The sequence below is a fragment of the Kouleothrix sp. 19917 genome, assembly GCF_057073505.1.
Window position 1 is genome coordinate 3,879,592 of sequence record NZ_CP097099.1, and the last position, 16,765, is coordinate 3,896,356.

Genomic DNA, 16,765 nt, shown 5'->3' on the forward strand with positions numbered 1-16,765 from the left:
GACCTGGCATAAGTTTCCACACACCATAAATCCTCCAGCTTCAAAATGAGGCCGGAGGTCGTTGCTGCGATGTCGTTCACTATAGGGGAAATTAGCGTGGAAAGCGACACCGAAACGAACACCTACGTAACCGTCTTTGTATGAGCATGGATCGTCGTTGAACGGCGACATTCTCCCATAAAGACCGCTAAAAGTCAAATCAGCAATATATCAGATTACATTTGTGCGCAATCTGCGGCACTTTGTCGTAAAAAAAGAAACGCCGGCCAGGAATACCTGGCCGGCAGGATCACATTGGGCGAAATTATCGCGCCGCCATGGGCACCCACACTGGCGTGACGGGCACAGCCTGCAGCGGGGCCGATACGTTGCCCGCCGCATCGCGCAGCCATACGTACACACTACTCGCTTGCAGCGACATGGCCACACTTGGCTCGAATGGCTGCCAGTTTCCGGTTGGCGCAGAATCGAGCGAGATCTGCATGGATTGAATAGTGGTGGCGCTATCCTCGGCCTGAATTTCCAGCCAGGTACCATCGGTGCGTCGCAGCAACATAGCACGGCCTTCGGGTGGCGTTACGTCAAGTGTGACGGGCAGAACCACTGGCGCGGAAACCAGGCCCTGCATATCGCGAAAGCGCACATACACCGAGTGCGCGCCTTCACGCTCGGAGATTTGCCAGGGCAGCGTCCCGCTTGCTGCCATCCAGCTTGCACCCGCAAAATATGCATTTTCGCTGATCTGGATTTGCGAGCCATTCGGCGCCGCTGTGTCAACCACAATCGCGGGCGTGTTTGTGACAGCTGGTGCGGTGGCCTGGTAGTTTGGCGCGGCCCCGACACCTGTGACGTTCACGGTGAAATGCGCCACGTGCGAAATGGCGCCAATGCGGTTGGTCGCGCGCACATCAACCGTATGCTGGCCATCGTACAGTGGCAGGGGTGTGCTGATCTGCTCGACGACGCTGTTGAACGCACCATCGGCTGGAGGCAGCGGCAGCCAGCTCCCGCCATCGATGCGATACTCAGCCTTGGTGATGATATTGATTGTCGCTCCATCGCCAGTTGGTGTTGGATAGGGTTGATCATAAACCTCGCCAGTGAGCGTTGGCCGCACGCCCGCGCCGGGCTGGCTAAGCTGCAGCTGCACTGCCGGGGTCGTATCGATTGGGTCGGGAATACCATTGTGATTGCTATCGCGGTAGCCCAGCTGGCCGAGCGCCGATTCGTCCACTGCGCCGGCTGTGTATGCCGACAGCGGCTCCAGCATGACACAAATGAGCTTCGTCCCACAGTCGTTGTACTGGCTGTTAGTGGTTGGGATGGCAAGATAGCCGCTACGCTGCGAGCAGGGAACTGCGGCGGCGGCATACTGATCGAGCGCGCCGAAAATGTGGCCGAATTCATGCGCAACAACCGGCGTCATCTGGCTCACACCATACGGCCCCACATCCGACGTCACAACCATAAACGGGCCATTGACATAGGCGTAGGCAAAATGGCCGTCGGCAAAGCGTCCATCACTGGTGCCTGCGCTGTTCACCACGAAAATATGGGTGGCCCAGTCGGCTTTGCGCTCCAGGCGCAGCATCTCGTCGGCAGTGTATGACTGATCAAAGTAGTTAGGGGCGTTGACTCCCAGGTGCTGCAAGGTATCGCCAACCCACTGACTTTCGGTGCTCAATCCGTGCAAAATCGGCTCGTAGCCACTTGGCACAACCTGGCTCGTGATGTCGAATTGAATGCGCGCATTGGGCAGACGGGCCGCCCACCAGCCGAGCGCATCGGCAATGCGGGCATGTATCTCGCCGATCTGCCCGGCATTCCAATTGCGCGTGGAAGGTTCAAACTGGCCGTTGCTTTCCACAAACACTACGCGTACCGCGACTTTGCCAGCCAGAAACGCGCTTGGCTGATACATGTTTGGCGCGGGTTCATCGGCAAAGCTTGCAATCTGCGGGCGGGTTGGCGGTATGAGCGCATCGCCAAGAAATGGAGTGGATGGGCCAGCCACAACTGGCGGAGCGAAGGCAAGCAGCATGTAGCCCATAAGGAGGCTAGCCAGAAAGGCGGCAAAACGTGACGTTTTCATAGAACCCCATTGGACGCCAGAGGCGAGAATGTCGTGCAAAAACGCTGGCGAGCCGGGCTCACCGTCTGCGTGATGATGCCCAAATCATACGCCTGCTGCCCGGCGCGGCAAAGAGGTCGTTAGTCCTGCTGGGCTGACACACAAGTCCCGGCAGGACTAATAGTTAATTAGTCTTAACGTACTATTGCCTGCATTGACAAGCCAGTGTGATAATTTGATATTGATGATTGCAATGAGAAAAAACCGCCATCACCTACCTGGCGAGCAGCGGTTTCTGGCTGTACCTAATTGTCGGGCAATACTACGCGCCTGAGAAAGGAGCGGGGCAATAAAATGAGAGGAGAAGCGGTTTTAGCGCACCGGGCGAAGGGCTAAGGGCACCAGCACTGTGCCGCGCAGCACGCCTTCAACCTGAACCTGCCCAAAGCGTACGACGCCGCTTGACGACTCCGTGAGCGCATTGAGGATGCGCGAATCGTCGATTGGCCCAAGCAGCTTGATCTGGCGCGCTCCTTGCGCGGGGATGCCGCCTGATCCAAGTTTATCAACCAGTAGCGCGCTGCCCTTGCCCAGCAGCAAGCTGCCAAGCACGCGCACCAGCCGGCCATTGTAGCTTTGCGGATCGTCGAGCAGCGCACCAACGCTGCTTTCCACCGGCACCCATGCCTCAAGCTTTGGCGCGCTTATCTGATACATGTAGTGGTCGCCCGGCCCATATTCCCCTGGCCCTTGGAGCGCGCCACGAACGAGTGCTGGCGCGTATTGCAGCGTGCCTGCCGTTTGAAGCTGCACCGAGCCGAGCTTCGCGAGGTCAGCGCCGAGCCATATGGGCGCGGCAGCCGTGCTGGAAACGTACCCGCCACCATCGGTGTCAAACACCAGCGCCGACGCCAGCGCCACGCCATCCTTCTGCGAAATAACAAAGCCCGCCAGCGTCAGCGCGCCCTGAGATGGGTCTGCTCTATCAGCAAGCACGTCGGGCACCAGTACAAACTGCGGTGGAGCCGCCGTCGGCGGCAGCTGCGGGGCTGCCGAATCCTGGCACGCACCAGCCAGCACCATAACCGCAAGCAGCAGAACACGACCAAATCGGCGAACTAGTACCTGCACCAGCATGACTCGCAATCTTGAAGCCAAGGCACATTCAATGCTTGGGGCTTTGCAGTACAAAACAGGCGCATCTTACCATACTCAGCGGCGAGCTTCGGCAAAAAGAAAATAAGGTGTATCTGAAAGCTTCCGAAAGCGGAATGATAGGTTTTGACAGCAACGCTGGGTGTTTTTGCAAGGTGATACTGCTATACTCTTTATTGTTCCGCAGTTCACGAATGCGTGGCTGCCATACAGTACGAGGTGCATATTTATGGGAACGCGCAACTCACGGCTTGGTGGATTTTATCAGCTCAACCCGTTCGAGCGTTTGCAGGCAGTGAAGGCTTTCGACGGGCTGAATGATGAAGATCTACGCCAGCTCCACGGTGGCAATGGCGCCTTGACCGTTGAGCGCGCTGACAAAATGATCGAAAATGTCGTCGGCACCTTTAATTTGCCGCTCGGCATCGCTACAAATTTCCAGATTAATGGGCGCGACGTGCTCATTCCCATGGTGGTTGAAGAGCCGTCGATTGTGGCGGGCGCAAGCTACGCCGCCCGCCTGGTGCGCGAAGGCGGCGGGTTCCACGCCAGCACCACCGAGCCACTGATGATTGGCCAGATCCAGCTGGTGAATATTACCGACCCGCAGCGCGCGCGCTTCGATATTCTTGCCAGTCGCGATGAGCTGATAGCGCTGGCAAATAATCAGAGCAACAGCCTGGTGGCGCTGGGCGGTGGCGCGAAAGATGTGGAAGTGCGCATCTTCGAAACCAGCCCGATGGGCCCAATGCTGGTGGTGCACCTGATTATCGACTGCCGCGATGCCATGGGCGCGAATGCGATCAACAGCATGGCCGAGGCCGTGGCCCCACGGCTTGAGGAAATCAGCGGCGGGCGCGCCTACCTGCGCATTCTTTCGAACCTGAGCGACCGCCGCCTTGCGCGCGCGCGGGCAACTGTGCCGGCCAAGGCGCTTGAGCGCGATGGCATTCGCGGCGAAGATGTGGTCGAGGGCATTCTGTGGGCCTACTCATTTGCCGCTGTTGATCCTTACCGCGCAACAACTCATAACAAGGGCATCCTTAATGGCATCGACCCGGTGCTGATTGCTACCGGCAACGACTGGCGCGCAATCGAAGCTGGCGCGCACGCCTATGCAGCGCGCAGCGGCCACTATACTTCGCTCACCGCCTGGGAGCGCGACGCGCACGGCAACCTGATCGGCACGATTGAGATGCCGCTAGCGGTTGGCATTGTTGGTGGGGCCACCAAGGTCCACCCGGCCGCGCAAACCTCGCTGAAGCTGCTGAATGTCAAGAACGCCAGCGAGCTGGCCGAAATCTGCGTGTGCGCGGGCCTCGCTTCAAACCTCGCGGCCATGCGCGCGCTTGCCACCGAGGGCATTCAGCGCGGCCACATGGGCCTGCACGCCCGCCAGATCGCGATGGCAGCGGGCGCGCACGGCAACGAGATCGACCAGGTGGCACAGCGGATGGTGGCTGAAAAGCAGATCAAGCCCGCGCGCGCCGAGGCGCTGCTCGCCGAGCTGCGGATTATCCCAACCCAGAATTAATTTCATAAGACATGGTTTCAGGCAGACCAAGCCAGCTTTACAGTCTTTCCCTGCCTGCTGACAGACAAACTCCCTAGTGGTATGGTTGAAGGGCCAACCACAACCAATCACTAGGGAGAACCCAATGGGTCGCACACATCCTAGCACGCCCGAGATGCGTGCACAATCCGCAGCGCTGCTGCTGGCACATCAAGGCGAGTATGGTATCGTGACACGCCTCAGCCGCATACATCACGTCTCGCGCCCGACCTTGTATGCTTGGCGCGAGCACGCCCGACGCGCCATCACGGCTGCCTTTTCGCCGCCGTCTGCTCACGCGCCTGCCCGCTCCAGCGCTCGCCACATTCTGACGCTGTGGATCGCGCATGCCTCTCAGCGTGGCATTCAAGCCGCGACCCAGGAATTGCTCGGACAGGGCCTCAGTTTGCCCACCATCGTCGCAGTCCTGCACCAGGCTCAGCAGCGCGCTCTGACCTGGATGCACACGCACCTTCCTTCTTCCACTCGCGCCTTGGCGCTCGACGAAATCTTTCCCGCTCACGGTCGAGCCGCCTATCTGAACGTGGTCGATGTGCACAGCGGCGCAGTTTGGGCCTCTGAAGGACCGCTGGCGGTCGATACCGAGAGTTGGACCTTGCTGTTGTGGAGCTTGCAGGAGCGTGGCCTGCGATGGGAGCGGGTTGTGATGGACGATGGCGCACCCATGCACAGTGCCTGCCAGCACGTCACGCCCGATGTGCTGGTGCAACTCGACCACTGGCATCTGTTCCAAGCCTGCTCGCTGGTGCAGGCTCGCCTGCAGCGCCGCCTGAGCCAGATGCACGCGCGTACAGCGGCAGTTGAGCGCCAAGCTGCCTGCCTCGAGCTTGGGACACGTCAGCGCGGTCGGCCGACCAAGCGCACGCTTGAGAGCCACAGCCAGGAATTGGCGGCAGCGACCGATGGTGTCGCTGCGCTGGCCTATTTGACCGACGAGTTGCATCGATTGCTGGCGGTGGTGGTGGTCGGGCGCAAGCGGTTGCTGAGCTTGGCCGAGCGGCAAGACGAACTGGACGCGCTGCTGAGCTTGTTGGACGAATTGGCAGAAAGCAGCGCGGGAGAGCAGCAGGCCGAACTGGGGCGCCTGGCGCGCCGCATTCGGAGGCAAATGCCAAAGCTGCTGAGTTTTGGTGCCCAGGTGCAGCAGGTGCAGCAGGAGCTGAGTGGAGTGCTGGCAGCCGAGCGGCAAGCGCTGCTGGGATGGGCTTGGCTGAGGCGGAAGGAATTGGCGTGGACCGATGCGGAGGTGATAGCGGCGGTGCCAGTGGACTGGCGTGCGGCGGCGCGAGTGCTGCTGACAGCCTGGCAGGAGGCGGTGCAGGTTTCGAGCGCGGTGGAGCGGTGGCATAGCATCCTGCGCCCACATCTGGCGGTGCGGCGAAGGCTGACAAACGGTATGCTGGCGTTGCTGGCAGTTTGGCACAACCATCGTGTGTTTACTCGTGGGAAGCATAAAGGTCAGAGCCCGCTGCATCTGAGCGGGATGCGCGATGCGCCGACTGACTGGCTGGTGGCATTAGGCTATCCACCAGCCAGCACGGAGCATTCACCAGCGCATCTGATGCCTGAGTGGACGCTGGCCGCCTAATCACAAACTGTAAAGTACCTACAAACCATGTCTAACGTAGTTAATCATCAAGCAATGGGGCGAACAACATCGGCGCTGTTCGCCCTCCATTATGCTGCGCGCTCTTCCTGAATATTGAGCAGCCGCAGCGACACACCAATTCACAAGGAGATGTCTATGATGCGTCCCAACAAGCCGGTCGGAATCGTCGGCTATGGCGTGTATATCCCACGCTATCGCATCGCCGCGCGCGAGATTGCGCGAATCTGGACCGATGGCCAGGGTGGGGTTCCGGTTGACGCGAAGAGCGTGCCCGGCCCCGATGAAGATACAATTACCATGTCAATTGAAGCCGGCCGCAGCGCGCTTGCGCGCGGCGGGCTCAGCGCCGCCCAGCTTTCGGCCGTGTGGGTGGGCAGCGAAAGCCACCCTTACTCGGTCAAGCCTTCGGGCACGGTGGTGGCCGAGGCGCTGGGCGCGACGCCCTGGGTCAGCACCGCCGATTGGGAATTTGCCTGCAAGGCCGGCTCGGAAGCGCTGACCGCTGGCATGGGCATGGTCGGCAGCGGCATGGCCGAATATGTGCTGGCGATTGGCGCCGACACCGCGCAGGGCCGCCCCGGCGACGCGCTCGAATACACGGCGGCGGCGGGCGCGGCTGCGCTGGTGGTTGGCCCGGCCGAGCAGGCGGTGGCGACGATTGAGGCGACCTGCTCGTATGTGCAGGACACGCCCGACTTCTTCCGCCGCGCCGACCGCGCCTACCCGGTACATGGTAATCGCTTTACCGGCGAGCCGGCCTACTTCGGCCAGATCCGCCACGCCGCCAAACACCTGCTCGACGAGCTTGGCACCAAGCCCTCCGACTACACCTACGCCGTGTTCCACCAGCCGAATGCGCGCTTCCCGCAGACCGTTGGCAAGCAGCTTGGCTTTAGTGCTGAACAGATGACACCCGGCCTGCTTGCGCCGAAAATTGGCAACACCTACTCGGCGGCGGCGCTGCTTGGGCTGTGCGCAATTCTCGACGTTGCCCAGCCCGGCGAGACGATTTTCGTCACCTCGTATGGCTCGGGCTCGGGCTCGGATGCCTACGCGCTGCGCGTGACCGAGGCGATTACCGAGCGGCGCGGACGTGCCCCGCTGACGGCTGCCTACCTCGCCCGCGAGAAATTTGTCGATTATGCGGTGTACGCCAAGTGGCGCGGCAAGCTGGTGATGGAGTAAAGGAGCACATTATGCAACCTGTGTATATCATCGGCACCGGGCAGACGGCTGTTGCCGAGCATTGGGAGCGCACCGCTGGCGATCTGGCGCGCGAGGCATTCACGGCGGCACTGGGGAATATCGCGCCCGAGCGCGTGCAGGCGCTGTATGCTGCGAACGCGCTGGGCAGCGCCTTGCAGGTGCAGGGCCAGATGGGCGCGGCAATCGCCACCGCAATTGGCCTGCCGGGCATTGAAGCCAGCACAATCGACGCAGCTGGCGCGTCGGGTGGCGTTGCGCTGCGGCAGGCCTACCTGGCCGTCGCCAGCGGCGCATACGATCTGGTGGCGGTTGTTGGCGTCGAAAAAGTGACCGATGTGCTGGATGGGCGGCTGGAAGCTGGCCTGGCACTGGCCGGCGATGCCGATTGGGAAGGCGTGCACGGCGCGACCCTTACCGCCCAGTGGGCCATGCTGATGCGTCGCTATATGCACCAGTACGGCTACGACGCGGTTGATTTCGCGCCCTTCCCGGTAAATGCGCACGCCAATGGCGCAGCCAACCCGAAGGCGCTGTATCGCTTCGCGACCTCGGTTGAGAAAGTGCGCGCCGCTGGCATGGTCGCTGACCCACTGAGCCTGCTCGACAGCTCGACGGTGGCGGATGGCGCGGCGGTGGTGCTGGTTGCCAGCGCGGGCCTGGCGCGCGAGCTGGGCGCGCCGCTTATTCGCATCGCGGGCTCGGCCGTCGCAACCGACACGCTGGCGCTGCACCAGCGGCCCGACCCGCTTTGGCTTGGCGCGGCGGCGCGCTCGGCGGCAAGCGCGCTCAGCGGCGCGGGCTTGAACACTGGCGATGTGCAGGCCATCGAGCTGACCGACCCGCACGGCATTGCGGCGACGCTGGGCCTGGAAGCGTGCGGCTTTGCCGAGCGCGGCGCGGGTGTGCAGCTTGCACGCGAAGGCGGGATTGGCGTAGGCGGCGCAACGCCGCTGGCTACCGGCGGCGGCTGCAAGGCGCGTGGCGACACGGTTGGCGCGAACGGCGTGTTCCAAATTGTTGAATTGGTGCGGCAGCTGCGCGGCGAAGCCGGCAAGGCACAGGTGGCGAATGCGCGCGTGGCGCTGGGCCAGTGCTTGGGCGGCATCGGCGCGACGGCAGCGACGCACATTCTGGTAGCGGAATAAGGAGGCTGCGACATGGATCTTGCAAAACACTGGCGCCAGCGCGCGGCCCGCTATCGGCTGGCCGGCCAGCGCAACACTGCCAGCGGCGCGGTGCGTTTCCCGCCCGAGACGGCAGCCAGCGCCGAGTGGGAATCGTTTGACCTCAGTGGGGCCGGCACGGTCTACTCATTCAGCGTGGTGCGGCAGCCGCCTGCCGGCCTGGAAGCCGAGGGACCATACATTCTTGCTATGGTGAAGCTGGAAGAAGGGCCGATGGTCACTGCCCAGCTCACCGACTGCGACGCCGAAGATGTGGCGATCGACCTGCCGGTTGAAATGGTGACGCGGCAGCTGCGCGACCTTGGGCCTGATGGCCTGCTGGTGTATGGCTATAAATTCCGCCCGCGCCTGGGATAATCAGTAGTTTTAACAACAACGAGGGCCTGGCACGAATGCCAGGCCCTCGTTGTTTTACGAAAATATGAGCGGCTGCTAGAACATGCGTCGCAGCACACCAACCACGCGACCTTCGATGCGAACATTTGCAGCATCGGTGTAGATCGGCTCCATCGTGACGTTGGCCGGCTGAAGCCGCACGCGCGTGCCTTCTTTGTAGAACTTCTTGAGCGTGACCGAGTTCTCGTCGCGCAGGCGGGCCGCCACCATCTGGCCGTTTTCAGCCGTCTCCTGGTAGCGCAGCAGCACAATATCACCGTCGTCGATCAGCGCATCGATCATCGAGTGGCCGCGCACCTGAAGCGCATAGACGTCTTTCAGCTTCTCGGTGGGCGCGATATCCGGCGGGACGTCGATCATCTCGGCCGAGCCGCCCGAAGTGTCTTCCGGGTCGGGCAGCGGCTGGCCGGCGGTGATAACGCCCAGCAGCGGTACCTGGGTGAGTTCGCGCAGGCTCAGGTTCACCGCGGAAGTCTGCGGGATGGTAATACCACGCGAAACCTTGCCCTGGCGCTTCAGCAAGCCTTTGTTTTCAAGCGCCTTCAGGTTGTACGCAACAACAGACGTCGACGAAATATCGAGCTGTTCCTGGATCTGGCGAATCGCGGGCGGGTAGCCATTATCCTGGACAAAGCCTTCAATGTAGTTAAGAATATCTTTCTGTCGGTTCGACAGAGCATCCGGGGAGCGCATTGCAGTTTTCCTTTCGTTGACTGCGGCCGCTCCGAGCGGGAAAGCCCAGACGACAGAAGGCCGCACACATAGCCTACTAGAACTTTTGTAGTAATTATCATTATACGAAAACACCTGTTCTTGTCAAGACCATGTTTATAGTTTGTGGAAAACAGAATCTGGCCGCGAGGCGTGGCCAACGCTTGACAACACGTTGCACAGGTGCAACAATATCACTTACAATATTTTTATCTTCCTTTTTTTCCATAGCCCTTGAATCGTATCTCGGCAGTGAGGGACATGCGTGAGCGCGTCACCTGATACTGAGTTCGTCAATTCGCTATCTTCACCACCAGCGTTGCGCGAGAGCATGGAACAGATCGCGGCAACGTTAGGTGATAGTGTTGGAGCATTGGCGTGTTATCTTGCCATTTCGCCTAACGCTGGCAATGCCCCGCGCTTGTTTGCGATGCACAGCACAGTTGGCGATACACCAACGTGGCGCGCGCTCGAAGGCGCAAACCTGGTGCGGCGCGCATTCCACCGCCGCGAAGCGCTGACGGTGCAGGCCGGCGGCCGTCCGGCTCTGGCGCTGCCAATTATTCACGAAGAACAGGCGATTGGCGCGGCATTGCTTCTTTACCACCCTTCCATTCCAATTGATGTCAAACGGGCCACCGCAGCCGCGCAGCTCGCCGCAAACGCGATTGAGTCGGCGCGCCAGATTGCGCTGCTGCGTCTCCAGGCCGAGCAAATTGAAGAGCGCACACGCCTGCGCGAGATTCAGGTCAGCCGCAACCTCATTCGTGGTGTGATCGACAGTGTGCCAATGGGCCTGGCACTGATTGGTGGCGATGGGGTGATTCTGGCTGCCAATCGCGCGCTCTCGGATCTGTTTGGCTTTGAGCCCGCTGCCCTGGTTGGCATGCACTACGGCGCGGCGCTTGGCCCATGGCGCGAATCGCCGGCGGCCCAAACGCTTGCCACCAGCAACACCAAGCACATCCGCCGCACTATGCCGCGGCCCGACGGCGCGCAGGTGCTTCAGGAAATTACCAGCATTCCGCTGATTGATGCAAATGGCCACCCGCACCAGGTGGTGGAAGTGTGGGAAGATATTACCGAGCGCGTGGCGCTGCAAACGCAGCTGGTGCGCGCCGAAAAGCTGGCGGCAATTGGCCAGCTGGCAGCCAGCATTGCGCACGAGGTTGGCAACCCGCTGCAGGCCATCCAGGGCTTTCTGTCGCTCTTTCTTGAGCAGTGCCCGCCGGATGTGCCAAACGGGCGCTACCTGCAGCTGGCCGAAGAAGAGATCGACCGGATTGTGCAGGTGCTGGCGCGTCTGCGCGACCTGTACCGCCCGCGCGCCGATGTGTTCAGCGATACGGATGTCAACGAGCTGATTAGCAGCGTGATGCTGCTCACCAGCAAGCAGCTTGAGCGCAACCGCATTCGGGTGCTTTCCGAGCTTGCGGCGAACCTGCCCACTGTCCATGCCGTTGCCGATCAGCTCAAGCAGGTGTTCCTGAACCTGATTTTGAATGCGGCCGAGGCGATGAGCAAGGGCGGGGTGCTGCATGTGCAAACCTACATCAGCGCCGAGCAGTCGCAAAATCGCTATGTTGTCGTTACGATCACCGACACAGGCTACGGTATTGCTGCCGAACAGCTCAGGCATATTTTCGATGGCTTGCATACCACGAAAGAGCGAGGCATGGGTTTGGGTTTGTACACCAGTAAGGCTATTGTTGATCGGCATATGGGCCGGATCAGCGTGCAGAGTCAGCTTGGTGAAGGCACAACCTTTACCATTATGTTGCCTATCGCCGATGAGGAGGCAACCCTATGAGGCAATCGTTTACCGTCCTGGTAGTGGATGACGAGCAGGCAGTTCGCATGATGCTCGAAGCCGCCCTGCGGGCACAGGGATACAAAATTCAGTCGGCAGCAAGCGGCGTGGCAGCCCGCGAAATACTTGCTAACGATGAATTCGATCTGGTGCTGCTCGATTTGCAGTTGGGCGATTCCGATGGCATTGAGATTCTTCGTGAGCTGAAGCGCGATAAGCCGGCCACTGAAGTGATCCTGCTCACCGCCCACGGCTCGATCAACAGCGCGATCTCGGCACTGCGCTATGGCGCGTTCGATTATTTGCTCAAGCCCGCGCAGGTGAGCGATATTCGCGAGCGCGTTGAGCGCGCGCTGACGCAGCGCCACACCAACCAGCAGCGCAACGAGCTGCTCCAGCGCATCAGCGACAGCGCCCGCGCCCTGGGGATGATCGACGGCAGCGAGACCGACCCGCCGCCAGCGCGCCAGAATTCCGACCGGATCGAAGTTGGGCCGCTGCTGCTCGATCTGCGCCGCCATGCCGCGAACCTGGGCAGCCACCCGCTGACGCTTACGCGCACCGAGTTTGCCCTGCTCACGGCGCTGGCCCAGCAGCCCGACACTGCACTGAGCTACAGCATCCTTTCCGAAGCCGTATATGGCCGCGCCCAGCCCGAAGACGAGGCTCGCGCGCTGCTCCGCCCGCATATCGCCCGGCTGCGCCACAAGCTCGAATCCACCAATGTCCAGGGGGTCGCGCTGGTGAGCATCCGCAGCATGGGCTATATGCTTCAAACCGACTGACACTGTGCGCGCCAGCGATGATGCTGGCATGCGTGGTGGCATTCTTCACAATGAGGTGAAGGTTCATGACCAGATTGCTTCCCTTGGGCGAGCTGCCCGCTCGCATTAGTCTGCGTGAAGTTGGCCCGCGCGATGGGCTGCAGAACGAAGACATCATTCTCAGCACCAGCCAGAAAGTTCAGCTCATCAACGCGCTTGCCGCCACGGGCCTCCAGCAGATCGAGGTTGGCTCGTTTGTGCACCCGCGCAATGTGCCGCAAATGGCCGATACCGCCGCAGTGTTTGCGCAGATCGAGCGGCGGCCGGGCGTGATCTACAGCGCCATCGCGCCAAACACCACTGGCGCGCAGCACGCCGTGGCGGCGCGCGTGGACGCCATCCAGGTCTTCCTCAGCGCATCAGAAAGCCATAACCGCAGCAATGTGAATATGAGCATCGCCGATTCGCTGGCGCAGGCCGCCCGTGTGGCCGCGATTGCGCGCAACGCCGGCACCAGCTTCGAGGCGGTGCTCTCGGTGGTGTTTGGCTGCCCCTTCGAGGGCGATGTGCCGCTTGACCGCGTGCTCGAGCTGTGCGACCATTTGCTGGCGCTGGGGGCCGAGCAGATCACGCTGGGCGATACCACCGGCATGGCGCATCCGCGCCTGGTGCAGGCAGTGTGCCAGGCCTTTCTTGAACGCTTCCCCGGCGTGGCGCTGCGCCTGCACCCGCACAGCGCGCGCGGCGCGGGCCTAGCAAATGTGCTGGCCGCGCTGGAAGTGGGCGTGTGGCGCTTCGATGCAAGTGTGGGCGGCATTGGCGGCTGCCCATTTGCGCCCGGTGCGCCCGGCAATATTTGCAGCGAAGACCTGGTGCATATGCTGCACGAAATGGGCATTGCCACCGGCATCGATCTGCCCGCGCTGATCGAGTGCGCGCAGTTTCTGGAAACGCTGCTGGGCCACACCGTGCCGGGGCAGACAATCAAGGCCGGGCTGTGCCGACACCTGCCACCCGGCGGCGGGCCGCGTGCTGACGCTGCGCTGGAATTTTTGAGTGAAGCGAGGGAGTAGCATGATCGAACTTGGGCGCCTGGCTGGGCTGCGGCTTACCGCCAAGCGATCGGCGGTGGTTGGGGTGCTGGTGCTGTGGATGGTGTTCGCGGCGGCGGGTCTGGCGCTGGGTTTGTCGCCCCTCGTGGCGCTGCTGGGCGGGCTGGCCGCCACAGTGCTGCACTGGCTTTCCGAGCTGATTCACCAGCTTGGCCACGCCTGGGCCGCCCGCCGCACTGGCTTCCCCATGATCGGCATTTGCTTCTGGGGTCCGCTCAGCAGCACGATCTACCCGCGCGACGAGCCGGCCCTGCCCGCGAACATCCACATTCGCCGCGCCCTCGGTGGGCCGTTCGCCAGCACGCTTCTGACGCTGCTGGGCCTGGCGCTCCTGCCGCTGTTCCGCCCGCTGGGCGGCGTGACCTGGCTGCTGGCGCAGTTCTTTATGCTTGAGAATTTGCTGGTGTTCACCGCGCAGGTGTTTGTGCCGCTGGGCTTCAACGACGGCTCGACCATCCTGTACTGGTGGCGGCGGCGCGGCGCGGCGGTTGGGCAAACGCCACCCCAATAACATACAGGAGATCGCAATGAGCGCATATTCACCCCGCTACGACGCCGCGCTCGCGCTGGCGGCGCGCGCCCACCGCGCGCAGCTGCGCAAAGGCACCGACCTGCCCTACATCGCCCACCCGGTTTATGTCGCGCTGATCCTTGAGCGGCACGGCTTTGGCGAAACACTCGCGATTGCCGGGCTGCTGCATGATGTCGTGGAAGACACGGATGTGCCACTCGATGCCATCCGCCCCGAATTTGGCGACGAGGTGGCCACGCTCGTGGCGGCTGTGACCGAAACCAAGGCCGCCAACGGCCAGGAACTGCCGTGGGAGCAGCGCAAGGCCGAAAAGCTCCAGCGCCTGCACGAAAGCGGGCCAGACGTAGCCGCGCTCAAGGCCGCCGACGCGCTGCATAATTCCCAGTCGATCATTCGCGACCTGCGGAGCGCTGGCGCGGCAGTGTGGCAGCGCTTCAAGCGCGGGCCAGAGCAAACGCTGGCGTACTATGCAGGAATTGCCGACGGCGTGCGCGCCAAGCTGGACGGTCACCCGCTCGCTGCCGAGCTGGATTCAGCCGTCGATGCGTTGCGATACGTAATTACTGAATTGGAAAGGCCCTGATATGAATCGCCAGCTCATTTCGAGCGGCGCGCCGTGGGAGCCCGTGGTTGGCTACTCGCGGGCGGTGCGGGTTGGGCCATTTGTGAGCGTCGCGGGCACTACTGCCACCAACGCGCAGGGCCAGGTTGTTGGCGCGGGCGACGCCTACGCGCAAACGCTCCAGGCGCTGCACAATATTGAGAGCGCGCTGCAACGCGCCGGCGCGCACCTCTCCGACGTGGTGCGCACGCGCATGTTTGTGACGAACATTGCCGATTGGGAAGCGATCGGGCGCGCGCACGGCGAGTTCTTCCGCGACATTCGCCCCGCCGCCAGCATGATCGAAATCAGCCGACTGATCGACCCGGCTATGCTGGTAGAGATCGAAGCCGACGCAATTATCGGCGCGGCGCTCGACCAGGCTGGAGCGTGAACGTATGGCGATTCTACACTCACAGATCGACACGCATTCCGACGAATTTGCCGCCAACGCCGCCGCCTATGCGCCGCTGGTGGATGAGCTGCGCGACGCGCTGGCTGATGTGAAAGAAGGCGGCAAGGCCGAGGCACGCGCCCGCCACGAAGGGCGCGGCAAGCTGTTTGTGCGCGAACGCATTGAGCGCCTGCTCGACCCCAACACCGCCTTTCTGGAGCTGTCGGCGCTGGCCGCCTACGAGGTCTACGACGACGCAGTTCCTGCGGCCGGGTTGGTGACGGGCATTGGGCGCGTGGCCGGCCAGGAAGTGATGATCGTCGCCAACGACGCGACGGTGAAGGGCGGAACCTACTACCCGCTCACGGTGAAAAAGCACCTGCGCGCACAGGAGATCGCCCAGGAAAACAACCTGCCCTGCGTCTACCTTGTCGATAGCGGCGGCGCGTTTCTGCCGCTCCAGGCCGATGTATTCCCCGACCGCGAGCACTTCGGGCGCATTTTCTACAACCAGGCCCAGATGTCGGCCCTGGGCATTCCGCAGATCGCTGCCGTGATGGGCAGTTGCACGGCGGGCGGCGCGTATGTGCCAGCCATGAGCGACGAAGTGGTAATTGTGAAGGGAACCGGCACGATCTTCCTGGGCGGGCCGCCGCTGGTGAAGGCCGCCACCGGCGAAGACGTGAGCGCGGAAGATCTGGGCGGCGCCGATGTGCATACGCGCCTGTCGGGCGTGGCCGACCACTTCGCCGACGACGATCTGCACGCGCTGGCGATTGTGCGTGAAATCGTGGCGAACCTGAACCGGCGCAAGCAGCCGCCCTGGGACACAGCCGCGCCCGAAGAGCCACGCTACGACGCGCGCGAGATCTACGGGATCATTCCGCAGGATGCGCGCAAGAGCTTCGACGTGCGCGAGATCATTGCGCGAATTGTGGATGGCAGCCGCCTGCACGAGTTCAAGGCGCGCTACGGCGAAACGCTGGTGTGCGGCTTTGCGCGCATTTTTGGCATGCCGGTGGGCATTATTGCCAACAACGGCATTCTGTTCAGCGAAAGCGCGCTCAAGGGCGCGCACTTCGTCGAACTGTGCGCGGCGCGTGGCGTGCCGCTGGTGTTTCTGCAAAATATTACTGGCTTTATGGTTGGGCGCGAATATGAGAACCGCGGCATTGCCCGCGACGGCGCGAAAATGGTGATGGCGGTGGCGAACGCCCGCGTGCCAAAGTTCACCGTGATGATTGGCGGCTCGTTTGGCGCGGGCAACTACGCCATGTGCGGCCGCGCCTACGGGCCGCGCCAGCTGTGGATGTGGCCGAACGCGCGGATCAGCGTGATGGGCGGGCAGCAGGCCGCCAACGTGCTGCTGACGGTGCGGCTCGACAATCTGCGCACGCGCGGCACCAACATGAACGAGCGCGAGCGCGAGGCCTTTATGGCGCCCACGCTCGAAAAATACGAGCGCGAAGGCCACCCTTTCTACTCCAGCGCGCGCCTGTGGGACGACGGCATCATCGATCCGGCCGACACACGCCAAACGCTGGCGCTGGGCCTTTCTGCCGCCGCCAACGCGCCAGTGCCGGCCACCAGCTACGGCGTTTTCCGCATGTAGGGCTGCTAGCACGCACCACGCACTATCCTGCCAGC

Annotated in this window: 15 protein-coding genes; 12 read left to right on the forward strand and 3 right to left on the reverse strand. The window is 62.3% G+C overall.

What is annotated here, in order from left to right; genetic code table 11:
* Positions 1–304: 304 nt before the first annotated feature.
* Both M1P90_RS15835 and M1P90_RS15840 read right to left on the reverse strand, forming a co-directional pair.
* Positions 305–2,092, reverse strand: a complete 1,788-nt coding sequence (locus M1P90_RS15835; RefSeq protein WP_483703873.1) for a hypothetical protein — start codon at positions 2,090–2,092, stop codon at positions 305–307.
* Between the two features lie 351 nt (positions 2,093–2,443).
* A complete protein-coding gene (locus tag M1P90_RS15840) occupies positions 2,444–3,067 on the reverse strand; it encodes a hypothetical protein (RefSeq protein WP_483703875.1) in 624 nt (207 codons plus the stop codon).
* 388 nt (positions 3,068–3,455) lie between these two features.
* On the opposite strand from M1P90_RS15840, the gene M1P90_RS15845 reads away from it, so the two are divergent.
* The 5 genes from M1P90_RS15845 to M1P90_RS15865 all read left to right on the forward strand — a co-directional run bounded on the left by M1P90_RS15845 (position 3,456) and on the right by M1P90_RS15865 (position 9,155).
* Positions 3,456–4,760 (forward strand): hydroxymethylglutaryl-CoA reductase, degradative, encoded by a 1,305-nt coding sequence (locus M1P90_RS15845; RefSeq protein WP_483703877.1) that lies wholly within the window; start codon positions 3,456–3,458, stop codon positions 4,758–4,760.
* Positions 4,761–4,884: 124 nt separating this feature from the next.
* Positions 4,885–6,387 (forward strand): hypothetical protein, encoded by a 1,503-nt coding sequence (locus M1P90_RS15850; protein ID WP_483698632.1) that lies wholly within the window; start codon positions 4,885–4,887, stop codon positions 6,385–6,387.
* A gap of 156 nt (positions 6,388–6,543) precedes the next feature.
* A complete protein-coding gene (locus M1P90_RS15855) occupies positions 6,544–7,593 on the forward strand; it encodes a hydroxymethylglutaryl-CoA synthase (RefSeq protein WP_483703879.1) in 1,050 nt (349 codons plus the stop codon).
* A gap of 11 nt (positions 7,594–7,604) precedes the next feature.
* Complete coding sequence (locus M1P90_RS15860) at positions 7,605–8,759, forward strand: thiolase C-terminal domain-containing protein (protein WP_483703881.1); 1,155 nt, start codon at positions 7,605–7,607, stop codon at positions 8,757–8,759.
* Between the two features lie 12 nt (positions 8,760–8,771).
* A complete protein-coding gene (locus tag M1P90_RS15865; protein WP_483703883.1) occupies positions 8,772–9,155 on the forward strand; it encodes a Zn-ribbon domain-containing OB-fold protein in 384 nt (127 codons plus the stop codon).
* Between the two features lie 75 nt (positions 9,156–9,230).
* Here the strand turns inward: M1P90_RS15865 and lexA are convergent, their stop codons facing one another.
* Complete coding sequence (gene lexA, locus M1P90_RS15870) at positions 9,231–9,887, reverse strand: transcriptional repressor LexA (RefSeq protein WP_483703885.1); 657 nt, start codon at positions 9,885–9,887, stop codon at positions 9,231–9,233.
* A gap of 349 nt (positions 9,888–10,236) precedes the next feature.
* Between lexA and M1P90_RS15875 the strand changes: the two genes are divergently transcribed.
* The 7 genes from M1P90_RS15875 to M1P90_RS15905 all read left to right on the forward strand — a co-directional run bounded on the left by M1P90_RS15875 (position 10,237) and on the right by M1P90_RS15905 (position 16,730).
* Complete coding sequence (locus M1P90_RS15875) at positions 10,237–11,715, forward strand: two-component system sensor histidine kinase NtrB (RefSeq protein WP_483703887.1); 1,479 nt, start codon at positions 10,237–10,239, stop codon at positions 11,713–11,715.
* Entirely contained in the window at positions 11,712–12,500 is a 789-nt protein-coding gene (locus M1P90_RS15880; protein ID WP_483703889.1) for a response regulator transcription factor, read from the forward strand. The genes M1P90_RS15875 and M1P90_RS15880 overlap by 4 nt, the downstream gene beginning before the upstream one ends.
* Positions 12,501–12,565: 65 nt before the next feature.
* On the forward strand, positions 12,566–13,552 hold the full coding sequence (locus tag M1P90_RS15885) for a hydroxymethylglutaryl-CoA lyase (protein ID WP_483703891.1): 987 nt from the start codon (positions 12,566–12,568) through the stop codon (positions 13,550–13,552).
* Between the two features lies 1 nt (position 13,553).
* On the forward strand, positions 13,554–14,102 hold the full coding sequence (locus tag M1P90_RS15890) for a hypothetical protein (RefSeq protein WP_483703893.1): 549 nt from the start codon (positions 13,554–13,556) through the stop codon (positions 14,100–14,102).
* A 16-nt stretch (positions 14,103–14,118) separates the two neighbouring features.
* Entirely contained in the window at positions 14,119–14,706 is a 588-nt protein-coding gene (locus M1P90_RS15895; protein ID WP_483703895.1) for an HD domain-containing protein, read from the forward strand.
* A 1-nt stretch (position 14,707) separates the two neighbouring features.
* Positions 14,708–15,118 (forward strand): RidA family protein, encoded by a 411-nt coding sequence (locus M1P90_RS15900; RefSeq protein ID WP_483703897.1) that lies wholly within the window; start codon positions 14,708–14,710, stop codon positions 15,116–15,118.
* A gap of 4 nt (positions 15,119–15,122) precedes the next feature.
* Positions 15,123–16,730: a carboxyl transferase domain-containing protein gene (locus tag M1P90_RS15905; RefSeq protein ID WP_483703899.1), complete on the forward strand. Its 1,608-nt coding sequence runs from the start codon at positions 15,123–15,125 to the stop codon at positions 16,728–16,730.
* The last annotated feature ends 35 nt before the right edge of the window (positions 16,731–16,765 follow it).

What these genes read in the sequence shown, in the direction of transcription:
- M1P90_RS15890 (WP_483703893.1), top strand. Translation starts at nt 13,554, where the DNA reads ATGATCGAACTTGGGCGCCTGGCTGGGCTGCGGCTTACCGCCAAGCGA.
- lexA (WP_483703885.1), bottom strand. Translation starts at nt 9,887, where the DNA reads ATGCGCTCCCCGGATGCTCTGTCGAACCGACAGAAAGATATTCTTAAC.
- M1P90_RS15905 (WP_483703899.1), top strand. Translation starts at nt 15,123, where the DNA reads ATGGCGATTCTACACTCACAGATCGACACGCATTCCGACGAATTTGCC.
- M1P90_RS15880 (WP_483703889.1), top strand. Translation starts at nt 11,712, where the DNA reads ATGAGGCAATCGTTTACCGTCCTGGTAGTGGATGACGAGCAGGCAGTT.
- M1P90_RS15835 (WP_483703873.1), bottom strand. Translation starts at nt 2,092, where the DNA reads ATGAAAACGTCACGTTTTGCCGCCTTTCTGGCTAGCCTCCTTATGGGC.
- M1P90_RS15875 (WP_483703887.1), top strand. Translation starts at nt 10,237, where the DNA reads ATGGAACAGATCGCGGCAACGTTAGGTGATAGTGTTGGAGCATTGGCG.
- M1P90_RS15850 (WP_483698632.1), top strand. Translation starts at nt 4,885, where the DNA reads ATGGGTCGCACACATCCTAGCACGCCCGAGATGCGTGCACAATCCGCA.
- M1P90_RS15885 (WP_483703891.1), top strand. Translation starts at nt 12,566, where the DNA reads ATGACCAGATTGCTTCCCTTGGGCGAGCTGCCCGCTCGCATTAGTCTG.
- M1P90_RS15895 (WP_483703895.1), top strand. Translation starts at nt 14,119, where the DNA reads ATGAGCGCATATTCACCCCGCTACGACGCCGCGCTCGCGCTGGCGGCG.
- M1P90_RS15860 (WP_483703881.1), top strand. Translation starts at nt 7,605, where the DNA reads ATGCAACCTGTGTATATCATCGGCACCGGGCAGACGGCTGTTGCCGAG.
- M1P90_RS15855 (WP_483703879.1), top strand. Translation starts at nt 6,544, where the DNA reads ATGATGCGTCCCAACAAGCCGGTCGGAATCGTCGGCTATGGCGTGTAT.
- M1P90_RS15845 (WP_483703877.1), top strand. Translation starts at nt 3,456, where the DNA reads ATGGGAACGCGCAACTCACGGCTTGGTGGATTTTATCAGCTCAACCCG.
- M1P90_RS15865 (WP_483703883.1), top strand. Translation starts at nt 8,772, where the DNA reads ATGGATCTTGCAAAACACTGGCGCCAGCGCGCGGCCCGCTATCGGCTG.
- M1P90_RS15900 (WP_483703897.1), top strand. Translation starts at nt 14,708, where the DNA reads ATGAATCGCCAGCTCATTTCGAGCGGCGCGCCGTGGGAGCCCGTGGTT.